The sequence below is a fragment of the Enterobacter bugandensis genome, assembly GCF_900324475.1.
Lineage (GTDB): Bacteria > Pseudomonadota > Gammaproteobacteria > Enterobacterales > Enterobacteriaceae > Enterobacter > Enterobacter bugandensis.
Genome location: NZ_LT992502.1, coordinates 4605584 through 4625265 on the forward strand (window position 1 = coordinate 4605584; position 19682 = coordinate 4625265).

General features: G+C 58.0%; 18 protein-coding genes. 11 read left to right on the forward strand and 7 right to left on the reverse strand.

Annotated features, from left to right (window positions below; genetic code table 11):
- Positions 1–48: 48 nt before the first annotated feature.
- The 5 genes from rhaB (at position 49) to rhaM (ending at position 5191) form a co-directional block, all read left to right on the forward strand.
- Entirely contained in the window at positions 49–1518 is a 1470-nt protein-coding gene (gene rhaB / locus DG357_RS22345; protein ID WP_063155513.1) for a rhamnulokinase, read from the forward strand.
- Positions 1515–2774, forward strand: coding sequence for an L-rhamnose isomerase (gene rhaA, locus DG357_RS22350; protein WP_088204734.1), 1260 nt, complete (start codon positions 1515–1517; stop codon positions 2772–2774). The genes rhaB and rhaA overlap by 4 nt, the downstream gene beginning before the upstream one ends.
- A 96-nt stretch (positions 2775–2870) precedes the next feature.
- Complete coding sequence (gene rhaD, locus DG357_RS22355) at positions 2871–3701, forward strand: rhamnulose-1-phosphate aldolase (protein WP_088204733.1); 831 nt, start codon at positions 2871–2873, stop codon at positions 3699–3701.
- 30 nt (positions 3702–3731) lie between these two features.
- Positions 3732–4880 (forward strand): lactaldehyde reductase, encoded by a 1149-nt coding sequence (fucO, locus tag DG357_RS22360; RefSeq protein WP_088204732.1) that lies wholly within the window; start codon positions 3732–3734, stop codon positions 4878–4880.
- Positions 4877–5191 carry an L-rhamnose mutarotase gene (gene rhaM, locus DG357_RS22365; protein ID WP_088204731.1) on the forward strand — a complete coding sequence of 105 codons (315 nt, stop codon included), beginning with the start codon at positions 4877–4879 and terminating at the stop codon, positions 5189–5191. Before fucO ends, rhaM begins: the two co-directional genes overlap by 4 nt.
- 38 nt (positions 5192–5229) lie before the next feature.
- Here rhaM and DG357_RS22370 read toward each other — a convergent pair whose 3' ends face one another.
- The 5 genes from DG357_RS22370 to DG357_RS22390 form a co-directional block, all read right to left on the reverse strand.
- The gene (locus DG357_RS22370) at positions 5230–6168 is read right to left on the reverse strand and encodes an Abi family protein (protein WP_088204730.1); all 939 of its coding nucleotides are present in this window, start codon (positions 6166–6168) and stop codon (positions 5230–5232) included.
- A gap of 200 nt (positions 6169–6368) precedes the next feature.
- The gene (locus tag DG357_RS22375; RefSeq protein WP_049000046.1) at positions 6369–7640 is read right to left on the reverse strand and encodes an MFS transporter; all 1272 of its coding nucleotides are present in this window, start codon (positions 7638–7640) and stop codon (positions 6369–6371) included.
- Between the two features lie 44 nt (positions 7641–7684).
- On the reverse strand, positions 7685–9808 hold the full coding sequence (locus DG357_RS22380) for an alpha-galactosidase (protein ID WP_088204729.1): 2124 nt from the start codon (positions 9806–9808) through the stop codon (positions 7685–7687).
- A 104-nt stretch (positions 9809–9912) separates the two neighbouring features.
- Positions 9913–10908 carry a LacI family DNA-binding transcriptional regulator gene (locus DG357_RS22385; protein WP_045260238.1) on the reverse strand — a complete coding sequence of 332 codons (996 nt, stop codon included), beginning with the start codon at positions 10906–10908 and terminating at the stop codon, positions 9913–9915.
- Between the two features lie 17 nt (positions 10909–10925).
- Positions 10926–11474: a helix-turn-helix domain-containing protein gene (locus DG357_RS22390; RefSeq protein WP_003861973.1), complete on the reverse strand. Its 549-nt coding sequence runs from the start codon at positions 11472–11474 to the stop codon at positions 10926–10928.
- A gap of 103 nt (positions 11475–11577) precedes the next feature.
- Here DG357_RS22390 and DG357_RS22395 point away from each other — a divergent pair, with 103 nt between their 5' ends.
- Both DG357_RS22395 and DG357_RS22400 read left to right on the forward strand, forming a co-directional pair.
- Positions 11578–12237, forward strand: a complete 660-nt coding sequence (locus DG357_RS22395; protein WP_088204728.1) for an AzlC family ABC transporter permease — start codon at positions 11578–11580, stop codon at positions 12235–12237.
- On the forward strand, positions 12237–12560 hold the full coding sequence (locus tag DG357_RS22400) for an AzlD domain-containing protein (RefSeq protein WP_028014868.1): 324 nt from the start codon (positions 12237–12239) through the stop codon (positions 12558–12560). The genes DG357_RS22395 and DG357_RS22400 overlap by 1 nt, the downstream gene beginning before the upstream one ends.
- Positions 12561–12600: 40 nt before the next feature.
- On the opposite strand, the gene DG357_RS22405 is transcribed toward DG357_RS22400, so the two are convergent.
- Complete coding sequence (locus tag DG357_RS22405; RefSeq protein ID WP_028014869.1) at positions 12601–12813, reverse strand: YdgH/BhsA/McbA family protein; 213 nt, start codon at positions 12811–12813, stop codon at positions 12601–12603.
- 114 nt (positions 12814–12927) lie between these two features.
- Positions 12928–13764, reverse strand: coding sequence for a formate dehydrogenase accessory sulfurtransferase FdhD (gene fdhD, locus DG357_RS22410; RefSeq protein ID WP_045260237.1), 837 nt, complete (start codon positions 13762–13764; stop codon positions 12928–12930).
- A gap of 371 nt (positions 13765–14135) precedes the next feature.
- Between fdhD and fdnG the strand changes: the two genes are divergently transcribed.
- From fdnG to fdhE, 4 genes are read left to right on the forward strand one after another with little or no spacing between them, the layout of a single operon-like run.
- A complete protein-coding gene (gene fdnG / locus DG357_RS22420) occupies positions 14136–17186 on the forward strand; it encodes a formate dehydrogenase-N subunit alpha (RefSeq protein WP_088204727.1) in 3051 nt (1016 codons plus the stop codon).
- 12 nt (positions 17187–17198) lie between these two features.
- A complete protein-coding gene (gene fdxH / locus DG357_RS22425) occupies positions 17199–18101 on the forward strand; it encodes a formate dehydrogenase subunit beta (RefSeq protein ID WP_003861960.1) in 903 nt (300 codons plus the stop codon).
- Positions 18098–18733, forward strand: a complete 636-nt coding sequence (gene fdoI, locus DG357_RS22430) for a formate dehydrogenase cytochrome b556 subunit (RefSeq protein WP_015569914.1) — start codon at positions 18098–18100, stop codon at positions 18731–18733. Before fdxH ends, fdoI begins: the two co-directional genes overlap by 4 nt.
- Positions 18730–19659: a formate dehydrogenase accessory protein FdhE gene (gene fdhE / locus DG357_RS22435; protein WP_063437456.1), complete on the forward strand. Its 930-nt coding sequence runs from the start codon at positions 18730–18732 to the stop codon at positions 19657–19659. Before fdoI ends, fdhE begins: the two co-directional genes overlap by 4 nt.
- Positions 19660–19682 lie beyond the last annotated feature (23 nt).

The window sequence follows — 19682 nt, forward strand, 5'->3', positions numbered from 1 at the left end:
CTTCCCTTTCTTACACTCATCGTTAATGACTTAAGAAAGGACCCGACCATGACTTTTCGCCATTGTGTGGCTGTCGATTTAGGCGCATCCAGCGGCCGTGTAATGCTCGCCACCTGGGACTGTGACCAGCACACCCTTACGCTTCGCGAAATGCACCGTTTCGCCAATTGTCTGCAAAAACAGGACGGTTTTGTGACCTGGGATATCGATGCGCTGGAGGCGGAGATCCGCACCGGACTTCACAACGTCTGCGAAGACGGTATCCGCATCGACAGTATCGGCATTGATACCTGGGGCGTGGATTACGTGCTGCTGGACAGTCACGGCGAACGCGTCGGCCTGCCCGTCTCCTACCGCGACAGCCGCACCGATGGGCTGATGGCGCACGCCATCGCGCAGCTTGGCAAGGAGAACATCTATGGTCGCAGCGGCATTCAGTTTCTGCCGTTTAACACGCTGTACCAGCTGCGCGCGCTGGTGGAGCAACAGCCAGAGCTGGTTGAAAAGGTGGCGCATGCGCTGCTGATCCCGGACTACTTAAGCTATCGTCTGACCGGCAACATGAACTGGGAATACACCAACGCCACCACCACGCAGCTGGTCAATATCAACACCGATAACTGGGATGAACACCTGCTGGCATGGACGGGCGCCTCGCCGTCCTGGTTCGGCGCGCCAACCCATCCGGGCAATGTCATCGGCCAGTGGATTTGCCCGCAGGGGAATGAAATTCCCGTTGTCGCCGTCGCCAGTCACGACACCGCAAGCGCGGTCATTGCCTCGCCGCTCGCCAGCAAAGACGCGGCCTATCTCTCCTCCGGCACCTGGTCGCTGATGGGTTTTGAGAGCAAAACGCCTTACACCAGCGACGCCGCGCTGGCCGCCAATATCACCAACGAAGGCGGTGCCGAAGGACGCTACCGCGTGCTGAAGAACATCATGGGCCTGTGGCTGCTCCAGCGGGTGCTGAAAGAGCAGAACGTCACCGACCTGCCCGCGCTTATCGCGGAAACCGAAAAGCTGAAGGCCTGCACCTTCCTGATTAACCCGAACGACGACCGCTTTATTAACCCGGTGCACATGAGCGCCGAAATCCAGGCCGCCTGTTTTGACGCGGGGCAGCCGGTACCTTCCCGCCCCGCCGAGCTGGCGCGCTGTATTTTTGACAGCCTCGCCCTGCTCTATGCCGACATCCTGAGCGAGCTGGCGAGCCTTCGCGGTAAACCGTTCAGCCAGCTGCACATCGTGGGCGGCGGCTGCCAGAACCAGCTGCTGAACCAGCTCTGCGCCGATGCCTGCGGCATTACGGTGGTGGCAGGTCCCGTAGAGGCTTCCACGCTCGGCAACATTGGCATTCAGTTGATGACGCTGGACGAACTATCAAACGTCGACGATTTCCGTTCGGTGGTGACGGCGAATAACAGCCTGACCACCTTCACCCCCAATCCCTGCCATGACATTGCCCGCTACCGGGCGCAGTTTCAGCAAAAACGACTGACTAAGGAGCTTTGCGCATGACCACTCAACTTGAACAAGCCTGGGACCTGGCTAAACAGCGTTTCGCCGCCGTCGGCGTGGATGTCGAAGAGGCGCTGCGCCAGCTCGACCGTCTGCCCGTCTCCATGCACTGCTGGCAGGGTGATGACGTCGCCGGTTTCGAAAATCCGGGCGGTTCCCTGACGGGTGGCATTCAGGCAACGGGTAACTACCCGGGCAAAGCGCGCAACGCCACCGAACTGCGTGCGGATCTGGAGCTGGCGCTGAGCCTCATCCCAGGGCCAAAACGCCTGAACCTGCACGCGATTTATCTCGAATCCGACGCACCGGTCGCGCGTAACGAAATCAAACCGGAACACTTTAAGAACTGGGTGGAGTGGGCAAAGGCCAACCGGCTGGGACTGGATTTTAACCCGTCCTGCTTCTCGCACCCGCTGAGCGCAGACGGGTTTACCCTTGCACACGCCAACGACGAAATCCGGCAGTTCTGGATCGACCACGTGAAGGCCAGCCGCCGCGTCTCGGCGTATTTCGGCGAGCAGCTCGGCACGCCGTCGGTGATGAATATCTGGATCCCGGATGGCATGAAGGACATCACCGTTGACCGTCTGGCGCCACGCCAGCGCCTGCTCGCCGCGCTGGATGAAGCCATCAGCGAGAAGCTGGACCCGGCGCACCACATCGACGCCGTCGAGAGCAAGCTGTTCGGCATTGGTGCAGAGAGCTACACCGTGGGCTCAAACGAGTTCTACATGGGCTACGCCACCAGCCGCCAGACCGCGCTGTGCCTGGATGCTGGCCACTTCCACCCAACGGAAGTCATCTCCGACAAAATTTCCGCCGCCATGCTCTACGTGCCGCGCCTGCTGCTGCACGTCAGCCGTCCGGTGCGCTGGGACAGCGACCACGTAGTCCTGCTGGACGACGAAACCCAGGCGATTGCCAGCGAAATCATCCGCCACGATCTGTTTGACCGCGTGCACATCGGACTCGACTTCTTTGACGCCTCCATCAACCGCATCGCGGCGTGGGTTATCGGCACCCGCAACATGAAGAAAGCGCTGCTGCGCGCTCTGCTGGAGCCAACCGCCGCGCTGAAACAGTTGGAAAAGAGCGGCGATTACACCGCGCGCCTGGCGCTGCTGGAGGAGCAGAAATCCCTGCCGTGGCCGGCGGTGTGGGAGATGTACTGCCAGCGTCACGATGCGCCTGCGGGCAGCCAGTGGCTGGACAACGTGCGGGCGTATGAGAAGGACGTTCTCGCCGCTCGTCAGTAAAAAATATCGCCCGGCAGCGCATTGCATGCCGGGCCTACAGGTAAAAGCAGGCCGGGTAAGCGTAACGCCACCCGGCATTTTCAAAGGAAACACTGTATGCAGACCATCACCATCTCCTGGTTCGTCCAGGGCATGATCAAAGCCACCTCCGACGCCTGGCTGAAGGGCTGGGACGAGCGCAACGGCGGCAACCTCACGCTGCGCCTGGACGATGCGGACATCGAGCCGTACGCCGCCGATTTTCATCAGAAGCCACGCTATATTGCCCTGAGCCAGCCGATGCCGCTGCTCGCCAACACGCCGTTTATCGTTACCGGTTCCGGCAAGTTCTTCCGTAACGTTCAGCTGGACCCGGAAGCCAATCTCGGCGTCGTGAGGGTAGACAGCGACGGCGCGGGATACCACATTCTGTGGGGGCTAACGGACGACGCGGTGCCGACCTCTGAACTGCCGGCGCACTTCCTCTCCCACTGCGAGCGCATCAAGGCGACCAATGGCAAAGACCGCGTGATCATGCACTGCCACGCCACTAACCTGATCGCCCTGACCTACGTGCTGGAAAATAATTCTGATTTCTTTACCCGCAAGCTGTGGGAAGGCAGTACCGAATGCCTGGTGGTCTTCCCGGACGGCGTCGGCATTCTGCCGTGGATGGTGCCGGGTACCGATGAAATCGGTCAGGCGACCGCGACGGATATGCAAAAGCACGCCCTGGTGCTGTGGCCGTTTCACGGCGTCTTCGGCAGCGGTCCGACTCTGGATGAAACCTTTGGCCTGATCGACACCGCCGAGAAATCCGCGGAGGTGCTGGTGAAGGTCTATTCCATGGGCGGCATGAAGCAGACCATCACCCGGGAAGAGCTGATCGCCCTGGGCAAACGTTTTGACGTTACCCCGATGCAGTCGGCCCTGGATTTATACGCGTAACGCCACAGGCGATAGTTAAGGAGAATTATCATGAGCTTTATGTTGGCACTTCCCAAAATTAGCCTGCATGGCGCGGGTGCAATCGGCGATATGGTCAACCTGGTGGCGACCAGGCAGTGGGGCAAAGCGCTAATTGTCACCGACGGCCAACTGGTGAAACTGGGCCTGCTCGACAGCCTGTTTACCGCGCTGGACGCCCATCAAATGTCATATCACCTGTTCGATGAGGTGTTTCCGAACCCGACGGAAGCGCTGGTGCAAAAAGGATTTGCGGCTTACCGGGACGCGGAGTGTGATTACATCATCGCCTTTGGCGGCGGCAGCCCGATTGATACCGCCAAGGCGATTAAAATCCTCACCGCTAATCCAGGCCCGTCTACCGATTACTCCGGCGTCGGCAAGGTGAAAAACGCAGGCGTGCCGCTGGTGGCGATCAACACTACCGCAGGCACCGCGGCAGAGATGACCAGCAACGCAGTGATCATCGACTCCGCGCGTCAGGTGAAAGAGGTGATTATCGACCCGAACATCATCCCGGATATTGCCGTGGACGATGCCAGCGTGATGCTTGATATTCCGGCCTCCGTGACCGCCGCAACCGGTATGGATGCGTTAACGCACGCCATTGAAGCCTATGTGTCCGTTGGCGCACACCCGCTGACCGATGCCAACGCGCTGGAAGCGATTCGCCTGATTAACCTCTGGCTGCCGAAAGCGGTCGACGACGGTCATAACCTGGAAGCGCGCGAGCAGATGGCGTTTGGTCAGTACCTGGCAGGTATGGCGTTTAACAGCGCCGGGCTGGGGCTGGTACATGCTCTGGCGCACCAACCGGGCGCAACGCACAACCTGCCGCATGGCGTGTGCAACGCCATCCTGCTGCCGATCATCGAAAACTTTAACCGCCCGAACGCGGTCGCGCGTTTTGCCCGCGTGGCGCAGGCAATGGGCGTCGATACCCGCGGGATGAGCGATGAAGCCGCAAGCATGTCCGCCATTCAGGCGATTCGCGACCTGAGCGCCCGCGTCGGCATTCCGTCCGGCTTCAGCCAGCTCGGCGTCACCAAAGCCGATATCGAAGGCTGGCTGGATAAAGCCCTCGCCGATCCGTGTGCGCCGTGTAACCCACGCACCGCCAGCCGCGACGAGGTCCGCGAGCTGTACCTGGAGGCATTATGATCCGCAAAGCGTTTGTGATGCAGATAAACCCGGACGCGCACGAGGAGTACGCGCGTCGCCACAATCCGATCTGGCCCGAACTGGAAGCTGTGCTGAAAGCCCACGGCGCGCACCACTACGCCATTTACCTCGATAAAGCACGCAACCTGCTGTTTGCGACGGTGGAGATTGAGTCGGAGGAGCGCTGGAACGCGGTGGCGAATACCGACGTGTGCCAGCGCTGGTGGAAATATATGGCTGACGTCATGCCGTCGAACCCGGATAACAGCCCGGTGAGTTCGGAACTGAAAGAGGTGTTTTACTTAGCGTAACGGCAAAGCAGGTAATGCAACGCACGCGTCACCTGCTTTTAGCGCAAGGTTCTCAATCCATAAACTACCGTATTATGCTCCCAGATGATGGTTTCGTTCCTCTCTTTCGCATCGTGACAGTACTGTTCGATAACGGCAATCTGCTCGGGCGATAACGCACAAAACGGTTTCGTATAACGATAGATATTGAGCTCTTCTAGTGAGCAAACGCGTCTGGCATTCTCAAACAGTCCTACCTTTTTCATCACCTTAAGCAGATTAATATCAAGGGCTTCGATGATAAGTTCAATCTTGTTTATCTTGACTCTTATCGTATCAATCGCCGTTCTTGCGTCATTCACGTTTGGCGCTTTAACCCAGATAGGTTCGTGATGGGAAATACGGTTGCGATACTCTCTCAGTTCAAAGATGAGATCGATCAGCGTTTTTCTGACTTTTTGCGGGTTCGTGTTGATTCTGGCGTAATTTTTAAAGACTTTACTCAATGATTTTGGCCATAAATACCCGTGGTTATCTCGCGGCGCGGGAGCGTTAAACTCATTATTCAAAACATAATGCCAGGTACTAAAATCCGTTGAGGCAATAATACGATCGTGACTCCATTCCGGGACCGGTTGCACCTGAGCATAAGCTCCTCGCCTGCGTCTCATCTCTTTTTTGCGCCATTCCCGGGTAAGGCACTCTTTAGCCTTTTCGATGTTTTTATAGAAATGACACTCATCCCGGTCTTTTGTGCAGTGAATCGTTTCCCACCACATATCGCCAAATCTCACCCTGGCTTCTCTGTCGACGGCGTTTCTTAAAGAGATCTCAAGGTTTTGGAGGAGAGGATAAATGGACGCTGCTGCATGCTGAGACCAGATGTATATGCCGTATAATTCGCATTCATTATTCGGACGAAACGTTGTGCGATATCCGTCCAGACGTATTGATGAGATCAATGAAATAATCGGTTTATAATTAGTAGCTTGCGGCATTTATTCGTGCTCCCAGAACGATGTGCCGAAGCATACCATAGACCTGTAGATACAGTTGACGGTGGATCCTTCAACCGTTAGAATTCGGTCCTGAAAGCCTGTACTGTCTACTTCCCCTTTTTATAGGTTCTGGTTGCGTACACCATAGGCAAAGCGATTTATGAAACCCACCTCTGGTGGGTTTCGTCGTTTTACAGCGCCTATGCCTGATTCGCCTCCACCGTGTTACTTCGTGCAGCAATCTCCCGCCTGCTGCTCAGCGTAAACGCCGATACCACCGTAATCGCCAGCACGAAACAGCCCAGCATCAGATACGTCTCCTGAAAGCCGATCCGGTCATACATATTTCCGGCAAAGGCGGAGAGGAAAATCGCTGCCGACTGTTTGGCAAACTGAAAACCAATCAGATAGATGGTGGCCGACAGGCGCGTATCAAACACTCCGGTAATGTATTTGAATGCCCCCACCAGCAGGAACGGGACTTCCAGGGCGTGCAGCATCTTGAGGGCGATGACCTCCACGGCGGTGGTGGCAAACGACGAGCCGATAATGCGCGTCGCCATAATCACCCCGGCGATCAGCAACGTGTTCTTCGCGCCGATGCGGTTAATGATCCACGGCGAGCAGAACATGATGATGGCGTTACAAATCTCCCCCGCCGTGGTGGCAAAACCAAAGGCACGGGTCCCTTCCTGCGGCGTGGCGAAGAAGGTTTTAAAGAAGGTGGCAAACTGCTGGTCGAAAACGTCATACACGCAGGCCACGCCAATCACGTACAGGATGAACATCCACATTCTGCGCTGGCGGAACAGGTTGAACACGGTTTTAGCGGTGATCTGCGGCTGGTTCGCGCCCAGGGCGTTCATCACCTGCGCCGTCTGGTTGGGCTTCGGTTTCGCGACCACCAGCAACAGCATCAGCAAAAGTGCCGCCGCCGATCCCATCCAGAAAACATACGACGGGTCGATGCCGAACAGGATGCCGCCCGTTGAGGCGCAAAGCCCCCAGCCGAGGCAGCCAAACATGCGCGCCTTGCCGTACTCAAAGAAGCTGTTGCGGCTCACGCGTTCAATGTAGGCCTCAATCGCCCCGGATCCGGCTGAAAAAACAAAGCCGATATACAACCCGCCGCTCAGCGCGCCCAGCCAGATATTGGTTTTCAACAGGGGCGCGAAGACGTACAGGAAAAACGGTGCGAACAGAAACAGCAGCACCGAGATGATCCACAGCAGGTGTTTTTTCAGCCCCAGCTTGTCCGAAATGACGCCCAGCACCGGCTGGAACGCGATGGCCGACAGCGAGATGCAGGAGAAGACAATCCCGGTATGGGTTTTATTCAGGCCAATGATGTCCGACAGCCAGATCGGCAGGAACGGAAAGCAGGTGGCCATGATGAAGAAGTAGAGAAAGAAGAACAGCCCGAAGATCCAGAAATTGGGGTTGTCTTTGTGGGTACAGGTTGTTGTGTTCATTATTTTTATCCTCAACGGAGGGCCGGTTGCCCGGCCCGTCACCTTTACACGCGTTCCACGCCAATCAGAATGGCGGTTTCCGGATCCAGAATCGGCAGCGCAATACCCGCCCGCATCAGCCATTCGCCGCTTGCCGTTTGCGGGGCTTCCATCCACGCTGGCAGCTTGCGCATGGTGTGCCCGCCCTCGCCCGTGATCTGAATGTTCGGATGATCCAGCAGCGTGATGCGGTACTGCGCGCTGGCGTCTAACCCCGGCATGCGCAGCGGCATCATCAAGGTGTAATCCGGCATCGCGAGCTGGCTGACCAAAAACAGCCCCTGCGTTTTGTCTTCGCTCACTATACCCTGCGCCAGCGTGGTGGCATCCGGCATGTCCACGCGCCACTGGGTACCGTGATGAATCACCTCACGCCACCGTTTATACAGCGCGGCATAATGGCGATAGCCCTCACGCTCCTGCGCATCGACGGTGAGCGGATCCAACTCCAGCCCCATATGCCCAAACAGCGCCGTCAGCCCACGGAAAGCGATGCTGTGCTGGCGGAAGGTGGCGTGACATTTATGATGACCGATATGCGCCCCCATCACCTCCGGCGGGAAGAAATAGCTCATGCCGCGCTGGATCGTGTTGCGCTCCAGCGCGTCGTTGTTGTCGGACGCCCAGAAGCGATGGCTGCGGGTCAGCACTTCATAATCGATTCGCCCCCCGCCGGAGGAGCAGGATTCAAATTCAATGTGCGGAAAACGCTCACCCAGCACGTCCAGCAGGCGGTAAAACTGGCGGGTCTGCGCGTCGGCGGCGGCTATACCGTTGTGCCCGGGCTGCACCAGCTCGCGGTTCATGTCCCATTTCACGTAGTCAACCGCATGCTCGCCCAGCAGCCAGCTCATGCGCTCCACCAGGTAATCAAAGGCCTCTGGGATGTTGAGATTGAGCACCAGCTGGTGCCGCCCGGTCGCCTGGGGATAGCCCGGCAGCGCCAGCACCCAGTCAGGATGCGCGCGATACAGATCGGAATCCGGGTTAAACATCTCCGGCTCGATCCAGATGCCAAACTCCATGCCGAGCCGTTTAACGTGACTGATTACCGGCGTCAGGCCGTTCGGGTATTTTTTCTCATCCAGGTACCAGTCGCCCAGCGCGGCATGGTCGTCGTTGCGGCCTTTGAACCAGCCGTCGTCAATGATAAAGCGCTCCACGCCCAGCGCGGCGGCCTCATCGGCCATGCGCATGATGTACTCCGGGTCGTGGCTGAAGTAGATCCCCTCCCAGGTATTGAGGTGTACCGGGCGCGGTTTGTTTTCCGGGAAGCGGATGATGTTGTCGCGCAGGTAGCGGTGGAACTGCTGGCTCATGCCGTTCAGCCCGTGCGGGGAGTAGCTGGCATACAGGCGCGGCGTCCAGAGCGTTTCGCCCTCTTCAATCGCCATTTCACCCGGCAGGTAGAGCGCTTCGGCCTGTATATAACGGCGACCATCGGTTTTCGCTTCGGCGCGCAGGCGGTGGTTGCCGCTCCAGCCCAGATGCACGCCCCAGACGTCGCCCTGCATTTCGCTGAACGATGGCGTACCGGCGATCAGCGCCGGGAAATGTTCGTGGGACGTTTTACCCCGACGGTTTTCAATCACAAAGCTGTCGTGTTCAAGCGTGACGCGGTGCGGCTGAAATTCCCTGATCCAGCGTCCGTGAAAGGCCATAACCTCCTGCGCGCGCTCGGCCACCGGCAGCGTGACGGCGAATCGGTCCACCTGCCACGCCAGCGCTTTCAGGTTGGTTAACCCATGGCGCACCACCAGCACGCCGCTGGCCTCCAGCGTCAGCTCGCTGGTCAGACGCAGTCCCGCGCATTCATCTTCGGCGGTTATCGTCAGGGTGTTTACGTCCTGCTGCACCTGCGTGGTTTTAAACACCGGGGAACCGTCCAGCCCCTGGCGATGCCCCTCAATACCGGGCGAGCCAAACAGCCCGTGCCCCAGCTCGGCCATCAGCGTCACCGGGGAGTCCACATCCAGCCTGCCATTTGCCACCGGCCGCGCCAGCGTAGCGACATTCTGCGGCGAAAAGTGCTGAAGGTGCGGCCCCCAGTAGAGAATTTCGGCGAACGGTTGGGTTTTTATCACCACGTCAACCGTGGTGCTTTCGAGTCGTAAAATGGCATCTTGCATCAGACATCTCCTGTCGTCGGGATGTCTTGAGTGTTGATCCGAAACGTTTCGGATACAAACCAAAACGTTTCGGATCTGTGATCGGGTTTGGAAATTTACGCGGTTTAGGCCGTCTGGCCCGGGAAGAATTCGGGCTGCCAGAGCACCTGGAGCCGTTCGACGTCGTCGCCGTTAATCAGCTGGCGCACCATATCGGCAATCTGTTTCCCGACGCCCTGACGAGTGGACTGGATAACTGCCGCCACGTCAGCATCAACGATGCTGTCCTGTGGAAGTCCGTCATAAACCACCAGCGCAACGGCGTTCTCGCCTGTCAGGCGGCCCAGTTCCGCCAGCGCCATCGCCGCGCCGTCGCCGTGGGTGTTGCAGTCTGTAATTATGGCCGTGGGGGGCTGCGGCAGGGAGAGAAGTTCTTTCGTGGTGGCATACCCCACGCGGCGCGAAGGGGGCATAGCGCGCAGCCATTCGCTGGAGAGCCCGGCTTCCCGCAGCGCGTCCAGGTAGCCCTGTCGCCGCTGGGTGATGAATGCCTGATTATTGCTTTCGCCCAGCAGGGCGATGCGCTGATGGCCTTTCTCAATCAGCCAGCGGGTGGCCTGGTACGTGCCAGCATAGTTGTCGAAGTCGAACCATGCGTACGGCTGCGGCAGCTGACTGCGGCCAAGCGCCAGAAAAGGGAATCCGACGGCCTGCAGCTGTTCAAGTCGCGGATCGCGATCAAGCGTGTGGGCCACAATCAGCGCATCCACGCGGCGGCTTTGCACCATGCGCATATAGCTGTGCTTATCCGCCAGATCATCGTCGGCGATGAGCAGCAGGTCGATCTCATGTCGCGCCAGTTCGTGGCTAATTTCGCCGACCATGTCCATAAAAACGCTGTTATTGAGCGGAACAGGATGCACTGGAAAAACGAGGCCGACGGCATCGATTTTGCCCATCTTCAGGCGGCGTGCAAACGTATTAGGTCGGTAACCACGGCGCTGGGCCTCCGCCTCCACGCGGGCGCGCGTCTCAGCAGAAACATCGTCATACCCGTTGAGGGCGCGGCTGACGGTAGTGACGGACAGCCCCAGTTCTTTAGCAATGGCTTTGAGCGACATGATTTTCCGTATCTTCGTTAATTTTGTTCCGCCACCAGAAGGGCGTGGGTGTCTGGCTCCAGCGCCTTAAAGATATGCGGCTGATCGGCAGGGTAGCAAATGTAATCGCCCGGGCCGAGTTCTTCCGCCGCGTCGATCAGGCCGACCATCGCCCGCCCCTGGGTCACGATAATATGCTCAACCGACCCCGGCGGATGCGGCTGGGAAATACGGTCTGCGCCCGGCTGCGTCAGCAGCAGATAGATATCACGACGCGCGCCCGGCGGACACGCCGCCAGCAAAATCGCCTCGTAGTTTGCCTGTCCGGCAACCACCTTGGTGCCCTCGCCGCGGCGGATCACCTGCGTGACGGGCTGCTGCGGCTCCAGTAACCGGGCAAACGGGATATCCAGCGCCACGCAAAGCGACCAGAGCGTTTCCAGGCTAGGATTGCCGTTGCCAGACTCCAGTTGAGAAAGCGTAGATTTGGCGATCCCGGCACGGCGGGCAATTTCCGCCAGTGACAGCCCGGTTCGCAGGCGTTCCCGCACCAGGCTTTTGGCGATCACGCTGATTGGCTGCGTCATAAAAACGGCCTCTTTCACTCTATAACGAACGATTCGTTCATCTTGTAAAACGATTTTGATGCGTTCATTATAATGGAAATACGTTCGATATGGCTAAAATGATATGAAGAATCCCCTCTCTTGCCTGAAAGGCGACACGATAAAAGCGATAATTTTGGTCTGCCTCGCGGTAGGCGTGGTCGGCATGTCTTACGGCTCCCTGGCGATGGCCTACGGTTTTCCGCTGTGGGTGCCGTTTGTGCTTTCCCTCACGGTGCTGGCGGGCGCATCCGAGTTTATGTTTATCGGTATTGTGGCAAGCGGAGGTAACCCGCTGGCGGCAGCGGCCGCCGGTTTGCTGGTCAACGCGCGCCATGTGCCGTTTGGCGTGACGGTGCGTGAACTGGTGGGCAAACGGGGTTTGAGCTATCTCGGCTATCACATCATGAACGATGAAAGCGTGGTGTTTGGCCTGTCGCAAAAAACGCCCGAGCAGCGTAAAGCGGCCTACTGGCTGTGCGGTTTAGGCGTGGCGATTATCTGGCCGGTGGGGGCGCTGCTGGGTGCCATGGTCGGTAAACTGCTGCCGGACCCGGAGACCATCGGGCTGGACGCGGTGTTTCCGGCGATCCTGCTGGCGTTAGTGGTACCCGCGTTTAAAAACCGTACCACGCTTATCCGCGCCTGCAGCGGTGCCGCGCTATCACTGGCTGCCGTGCCGTTTGCCCCGGTGGGTTTACCGGTTCTGCTCTCGTTACTCGGTCTCGCTGCGAGGAAAAAATAATGGGAAACATGACGTTTTTTATTCTCGGCATCGCCATTCTTTCTGCCGGAACCTACCTGATGCGTCTGGGGGGGGCAAAGCTGGGCAACCGGCTGGCGCTTTCTGAACGTTCGCAGGCGCTGCTTTCCGATGCGGCTACCGTTTTGCTGTTCTCCGTCGCGCTGGCGACCACGTTTTATGAAGGGGAACATTTTGCGGGCATGGCGCGCGTGCTGGGCGTGGGGTTCGCGGTGTTTCTGGCATGGCGAAAAATGCCGTTAATTGTGGTGATCGTCGCGGCGGCGGTGGTGACGGCGCTGCTGCGTCTGGCGGGTATAAACTAAAAAAGCGCCCCAGGGGCGCTCTTTCGACGGTATAGCGAAATTATTTGTTCAGTTCAGCGGTCATGTGTACGCGGTTACCGGTGAACGCCTGGGTAATTTTGTAGGATGACGCGCCCGCTTCCTGAGCCTGAGCCGCGATTTTCGCTTCTGCGCTATCAATGGTGGAAGCAGAGGCGGTCACTGTCTGTGCAGCGAAAGAACCGAAAGAAGTAGCCAGAGCGATTACAGCGACAAAAGTTTTGATGCTTTTCATGATATAAACCCTTTCATTAAGTTGTTTAGGTAAGGCACCGTGCCTTGATGAGATAAATACTAGCCCTCATCCTGAACAACTAAAAGCGGAAGGATTTGCTTTTATCGTTCAAAATTACTGATCAACCATTAACCGCTGCGGATGGGTATAAATTGTCGCCCTGCCCGGCTTGCAGAACCCCACCAACGTCAGATTGCAGCGCTCCGCCACCTCCACCGCCAGCGTGGTTGCCGCCGACACCGCAAACAGAATTTCCACGCCGCACATCGCGGACTTCTGCACCATCTCATAGCTGGCGCGGCTGGAAACAAGCGCCGCGCCCTGCTGCCAGAGATCGCTCTCCCCCGCACGACGGCCTAATAGCTTGTCGAGCGCGACGTGGCGGCCCACGTCCTCATGCCCTCCAGCAATATCTCCTGACGGCAATACCCACGCCGCCGCGTGCGTGCAGCCGCTCAGTTGGCCGATGGGCTGAACATCGTTGAGATTTTCCAGCGCACGGTCGAGATGCGCCAGATTGAAGGTCTGGGTAAACGGCAGTGGCGCAACGGGCTTGCCAATATCATTAAGCTGCTCAACACCACAGACACCGCACCCGGTACGCCCGGCCAGCGCGCGGCGGCGCTCTTTCAGCCCCATAAAGCGGCGGCTGGAGAGTTCGATTTGCACTTCAAGACCGTTACACGCCTGAACCACGTCCATGCCGTAGATCTCCTGCGGGTGCGAAATGATGCCTTCCGAAAGGGAAAAACCGATGGCGAACAGTTCGAGATCTTTGGGTGAGGCCATCATCACAACGTGCGAAATACCGTTGTAAACGAGGGCAACGGGCACTTCTTCAGCCAGAAAATCGGGTGTGGCATGGGTAATGTGGGGCGGTCTGCGTACCGACATTTCCACAATGCCCGCAGGCAGTGGCGATGAGCGGGTAGCACGGTTTTGTTTAGACACAGCGGTATTCCTGAACAACCACGGAAGTAGGCCTGCTATTGCAGCATAAACCGCAGGCCTTACGCATAGTATGGATCAACTTTTCGACACTCATTGTCCTACTCATTAAGAAGAGGTGCAACCCGGCCCCCGCTACACCCCTTTAACATGCAGAGCTTATAGTGTGATCAGTATCACACTTTATAATCAACACAGTGATAATACGTTCACTTTGTATTAACGCCGTTGGAACAGGTATACCGACATTGTGGTATTCTGATGATATCCCTCGGAGAAATGAGGGATTAACGCAAATTTTTCTCCTTTGCGGTCAATTCTCAACCGCGAAGTTAAAACTACATATATAAGCAATGTCGAACAAGGAGTGACCCATGCAGGTCAGCAGAAGGCAGTTCTTTAAGATCTGCGCTGGCGGTATGGCAGGCACCACGGCGGCGGCACTGGGCTTTGCGCCCGGCGTAGCGCTGGCGGAAACGCGGCAGTACAAACTGCTGCGCACCCGCGAAACCCGTAACACCTGTACGTACTGCTCCGTCGGCTGTGGGCTGTTGATGTATAGCCTCGGCGACGGTGCGAAAAACGCCAAAGCGTCTATTTTCCATATCGAAGGCGACCCGGACCATCCGGTCAACCGCGGCGCGCTGTGCCCGAAAGGGGCCGGTCTGGTGGACTTTATCCACTCCGAAAGCCGTCTGAAATTCCCGGAATATCGCGCACCTGGCTCCGATAAATGGCAGCAAATCAGCTGGGAAGAGGCGTTTGACCGCATCGCAAAACATATTAAAGAAGACCGCGATGCCAACTTTATTGAGAAGAACGCCGACGGCGTCACGGTCAACCGCTGGCTCTCCACCGGGATGCTGTGTGCTTCTGCCTCCAGCAACGAAACCGGCTATTTAACCCAGAAATTCACGCGCGCACTCGGTATGCTCGCGGTCGACAACCAGGCGCGTGTCTGACACGGACCAACGGTAGCAAGTCTTGCTCCAACATTTGGTCGCGGTGCGATGACCAACCACTGGGTCGACATCAAGAACGCCAACCTCATTGTGGTGATGGGCGGTAACGCCGCTGAAGCGCACCCTGTCGGGTTCCGCTGGGCGATGGAAGCCAAAATCCACAACGGTGCGAAACTGATTGTGATCGATCCCCGCTTTACGCGTACTGCGTCAGTGGCGGATTTCTACACCCCTATTCGTTCAGGTACTGACATCACTTTCCTGTCAGGCGTACTGCTGTACCTGATGACCAACGAAAAATATAACCGCGAGTACACCGAAGCCTATACCAACGCCAGCCTGATCGTGCGTGAGGATTACCACTTCGAAGATGGCCTATTCAGCGGTTATGACGCGGAAAAACGCAAGTACGACAAAACCAGCTGGAACTACGAGCTGGACGAAAACGGCTTTGCGAAGCGCGACACCACCCTGCAACACCCGCGCTGCGTATGGAACCTGCTGAAAGAGCACGTTTCCCGCTACACGCCGGACGTTGTCGAGAACATCTGCGGCACGCCGAAGGCGGACTTCCTGAAGGTCTGCGAGCTGATCGCGGAGACCAGCGCGAAGGACAAAACCGCGTCGTTCCTGTATGCACTCGGCTGGACGCAGCACTCCATCGGCGCCCAGAACATCCGTACCATGGCAATGGTGCAGCTGCTGCTCGGCAACATGGGGATGGCAGGCGGCGGCGTGAACGCCCTGCGCGGTCACTCTAACATCCAGGGTCTGACCGACCTCGGCCTGCTGTCTCAGAGCCTGACGGGTTACATGAACCTGCCAAGCGAGAAACAGACTGATCTGCAGACCTACCTGACGGCCAGCACGCCAAAACCGCTGCTCGAAGGCCAGGTAAACTACTGGGGCAACTATCCGAAGTTCTTCGTCTCGCTGATGAAAGCTTTCTACGGCGACAAAGCGACGGCGGAAAACAGCTGGGGCTTTGACTGGCTGCCGAAGTGGGACAAAGGTTACGACGTTCTCCAGTACTTCGAAATGATGCACCAGGGCCAGGTCAACGGCTATATCTGCCAGGGCTTTAACCCGGTGGCGTCGTTCCCGAACAAGAACAAGGTTGTTGAATCCCTCTCGAAGCTGAAGTTCCTGGTGACGATTGACCCGCTCAACACCGAGACCTCGACCTTCTGGCAGAACCACGGTGAGTCGAACGACGTCGATCCGTCGAAGATTCAGACCGAAGTGTTCCGCCTGCCGTCCACCTGCTTCGCGGAAGAGAACGGTTCTATCGTCAACTCCGGCCGCTGGCTGCAGTGGCACTGGAAAGGCGCGGACGCCCCGGGCATCGCCATGAACGACGGCGAGATCCTGGCCGGCATCTTCTTACGCCTGCGTAAGATGTATGCGGCAGAAGGCGGCGCGAACCCTGAGCCGGTGCTGAACATGACCTGGAACTACTCGACGCCGGAAAATCCTGCGCCGGAAGAAGTGGCTATGGAGAGCAACGGTAAGGCGCTGGCGGACGTTATCGACCCGGCCACCGGCGCGGTTCTGGCGAAAAAAGGCGATCAGCTCAGCACCTTTGCCCACCTGCGCGATGACGGTACCACCTCCAGCGGCTGCTGGATCTTTGCCGGTAGCTGGACGCCGAAAGGCAACCAGATGGCCAACCGTGACAACGCCGACCCGTCGGGCCTCGGCAATACGCTGGGCTGGGCATGGGCATGGCCGCTGAACCGCCGCATCCTCTATAACCGTGCCTCCGCTGACCCGCAGGGTAACCCGTGGGATCCGAAGCGTCAGCTTCTGAAGTGGGACGGCGCGAAATGGGGCGGCGTGGATATTCCGGACTACAGCACTGCCGCACCAGGCAGCGACGTTGGGCCGTTTATCATGCAGCCTGAAGGGATGGGCCGTCTGTTTGCTATCGATAAGATGGCAGAAGGGCCGTTCCCGGAACACTACGAGCCGTTTGAGACGCCGCTGGGCACCAACCCGCTGCACCCGAACGTGGTCTCTAACCCGGCAGCGCGTATCTTCAAGGGCGACTTTGAAGCGCTGGGTAAAAAAGACAAGTTCCCGTACGTGGGCACCACTTACCGTCTGACCGAACACTTCCACTACTGGACCAAGCACGCGCTGCTTAACGCCATCGCGCAGCCGGAACAGTTTGTGGAGATCGGCGAGAAGCTGGCGAACAAGCTCGGCATTGCCCATGGCGATACCGTGAAGGTCTCCTCTAACCGCGGCTACATCAAGGCCAAGGCGGTGGTGACCAAGCGTATTCGCACGCTGAACGTTCACGGTCAGCAGGTGGATACCATCGGCATCCCAATTCACTGGGGCTATGAGGGCGTGGCGAAGAAAGGGTTCATTGCGAACACCCTGACGCCGTTCGTCGGCGATGCGAACACGCAGACGCCGGAGTTTAAGGCCTTCCTCGTGAACGTGGAAAAGGTGTAACGGAGACGACTTATGGCTTATCAATCTCAAGACATTATCCGTCGTTCCGCGACTAACGGTTTCACGCCCGCGCCTCAGGCGCGGGACCACCAGCAGGAAGTGGCGAAGCTGATCGACGTGACCACCTGTATCGGCTGTAAAGCCTGTCAGGTGGCCTGCTCTGAGTGGAACGACATCCGTGACGAAGTGGGTCACAACGTCGGGGTGTACGACAATCCGGCAGACCTGACCGCCAAGTCCTGGACGGTAATGCGTTTCTCGGAAGTGGAGCAGAACGACAAACTGGAATGGCTTATCCGCAAAGACGGCTGTATGCACTGCGCGGATCCGGGCTGCCTGAAGGCGTGTCCGTCAGAAGGAGCTATCATTCAGTATGCCAACGGCATCGTCGACTTCCAGTCCGAGCAGTGCATTGGCTGCGGCTACTGCATCGCGGGCTGTCCGTTCGACGTGCCGCGCATGAACCCGGAAGACAACCGCGTCTACAAATGTACCCTGTGCGTTGACCGCGTTAACGTGGGCCAGGAGCCTGCATGCGTGAAGACCTGCCCAACCGGCGCTATCCACTTTGGCTCCAAAGAGGATATGAAAACGCTGGCGGCAGAGCGCGTGGGCGAGTTGAAAACCCGTGGTTACGACAACGCGGGCCTGTACGATCCGGCCGGGGTTGGCGGTACGCACGTGATGTACGTGCTGCACCACGCCGACAAGCCGAACCTGTATCACGGCCTGCCGGAGAACCCGGAAATCAGCGCCACCGTGAAGTTCTGGAAAGGCATCTGGAAACCACTGGCCGCGGTGGGCTTTGCTGCCACCTTCGCAGCGAGCATCTTCCACTACGTCGGCGTCGGTCCGAACCGTGCGGAAGAGGAAGACGACAACCTGCATGAAGAGAAAGACGAGGTGCGCAAATGAGAAAACGTGACACCATCGTGCGCTACACCGCGCCGGAACGCATCAACCACTGGGTCACCGCCTTCTGCTTCATGCTGGCGGCGATAAGCGGGCTGGGGTTCTTCTTCCCCTCCTTCAACTGGCTGATGCAGATCCTGGGCACGCCGCAGCTGGCGCGCATCCTTCACCCGTTCGTGGGTGTGGTGATGTTTGCCTCGTTTATCATCATGTTTTTCCGCTACTGGCACCATAACCTAATCAATCGGGATGATATCTTTTGGGCGAAGAATATTCGTAAGATCGTCGTCAACGAGGAAGTAGGTGATACCGGGCGTTATAACTTCGGCCAGAAATGCGTATTCTGGGCGGCGATTATCTTCCTGGTCCTGTTGCTGGTGAGCGGCGTGATCATCTGGCGTCCGTACTTTGCGCCTGCTTTCTCAATCCCGGTGATCCGATTTGCGCTAATGCTGCATTCATTTGCCGCAGTGGCGTTAATTGTGGTTATCATGGTGCATATTTACGCCGCCCTCTGGGTGAAAGGCACCATTACCGCGATGGTGGAAGGATGGGTAACCAAAACGTGGGCGAAGAAACATCACCCGCGCTGGTACCGTGAAGTCCGCCAGAAACAGGAAAAGTCATCTGAATGAGTATTCGCATAATCCCGCAAGATGAGCTGGGGTCGAGCGAGAAACGTACGGCGGAGTATATTCCGCCGTTGTTATTCCCCAGACTCAAGAACCTCTACAACCGCCGCGCAGAGCGTCTGCGCGAGCTGGCAGAGAACAACCCGCTGGGCGATTTTCTGCGTTTTGCCGCGCTGGTCGCCCATGCGCAGGAGGTGGTGCTGTACGATCACCCGCTGCAAATGGACCTGACCGCGCGCATCAAAGAAGCTAACGAGCAGGGCAAGCCGCCGCTGGATATTCACGTCCTGCCACGCGACAAGCACTGGCATAAGCTGCTTCATTCGCTGATTGCCGAGCTGAAGCCGGAGATGAGCGGCACGGCGCTGGCGGTCATTGAGAACCTGGAAAAAGCCTCCGATCTGGAGCTGGAAGAGACGGCGAGCGCTCTGTTTGCCTCCGACTTCTCGCTGGTCAGCAGCGATAAAGCGCCGTTTATCTGGGCCGCGCTGTCGCTCTACTGGGCGCAAATGGCGAGCCTGATCCCGGGCAAAGCCCGCGCCGAATACGGCGAAGCGCGCCAGTTCTGCCCGGTGTGCGGCTCAATGCCGGTCTCCAGCATGGTGCAGATTGGGACCACGCAGGGGCTGCGCTACCTGCACTGCAACCTGTGTGAAACCGAGTGGCACGTGGTGCGCGTGAAGTGCAGCAACTGCGAGCAGACTCGCGATCTCAACTACTGGTCGCTGGAAAATGAAGACGCGGCGGTGAAAGCCGAAAGCTGCGGCGACTGCGGAACCTACCTGAAGATCCTGTATCAGGAAAAAGACCCGAAAGTCGAAGCGGTGGCCGACGATCTCGCCTCGCTGATTCTGGATGCGAAGATGGAGCAGGAGGGCTTTGCCCGTAGCTCGATTAACCCGTTCCTGTTCCCGGGTGAAGGGGAGTAATCTCCATAAAAGCCCGGTGAGCC

Bases quoted from the DNA above. Each gene is read 5' to 3' on its own strand.
- rhaB (WP_063155513.1), top strand. From the start codon at position 49: ATGACTTTTCGCCATTGTGTGGCTGTCGATTTAGGCGCATCCAGCGGC.
- rhaA (WP_088204734.1), top strand. From the start codon at position 1,515: ATGACCACTCAACTTGAACAAGCCTGGGACCTGGCTAAACAGCGTTTC.
- rhaD (WP_088204733.1), top strand. From the start codon at position 2,871: ATGCAGACCATCACCATCTCCTGGTTCGTCCAGGGCATGATCAAAGCC.
- fucO (WP_088204732.1), top strand. From the start codon at position 3,732: ATGAGCTTTATGTTGGCACTTCCCAAAATTAGCCTGCATGGCGCGGGT.
- rhaM (WP_088204731.1), top strand. From the start codon at position 4,877: ATGATCCGCAAAGCGTTTGTGATGCAGATAAACCCGGACGCGCACGAG.
- DG357_RS22370 (WP_088204730.1), bottom strand. From the start codon at position 6,168: ATGCCGCAAGCTACTAATTATAAACCGATTATTTCATTGATCTCATCA.
- DG357_RS22375 (WP_049000046.1), bottom strand. From the start codon at position 7,640: ATGAACACAACAACCTGTACCCACAAAGACAACCCCAATTTCTGGATC.
- DG357_RS22380 (WP_088204729.1), bottom strand. From the start codon at position 9,808: ATGCAAGATGCCATTTTACGACTCGAAAGCACCACGGTTGACGTGGTG.
- DG357_RS22385 (WP_045260238.1), bottom strand. From the start codon at position 10,908: ATGTCGCTCAAAGCCATTGCTAAAGAACTGGGGCTGTCCGTCACTACC.
- DG357_RS22390 (WP_003861973.1), bottom strand. From the start codon at position 11,474: ATGACGCAGCCAATCAGCGTGATCGCCAAAAGCCTGGTGCGGGAACGC.
- DG357_RS22395 (WP_088204728.1), top strand. From the start codon at position 11,578: ATGAAGAATCCCCTCTCTTGCCTGAAAGGCGACACGATAAAAGCGATA.
- DG357_RS22400 (WP_028014868.1), top strand. From the start codon at position 12,237: ATGGGAAACATGACGTTTTTTATTCTCGGCATCGCCATTCTTTCTGCC.
- DG357_RS22405 (WP_028014869.1), bottom strand. From the start codon at position 12,813: ATGAAAAGCATCAAAACTTTTGTCGCTGTAATCGCTCTGGCTACTTCT.
- fdxH (WP_003861960.1), top strand. From the start codon at position 17,199: ATGGCTTATCAATCTCAAGACATTATCCGTCGTTCCGCGACTAACGGT.
- fdoI (WP_015569914.1), top strand. From the start codon at position 18,098: ATGAGAAAACGTGACACCATCGTGCGCTACACCGCGCCGGAACGCATC.
- fdhE (WP_063437456.1), top strand. From the start codon at position 18,730: ATGAGTATTCGCATAATCCCGCAAGATGAGCTGGGGTCGAGCGAGAAA.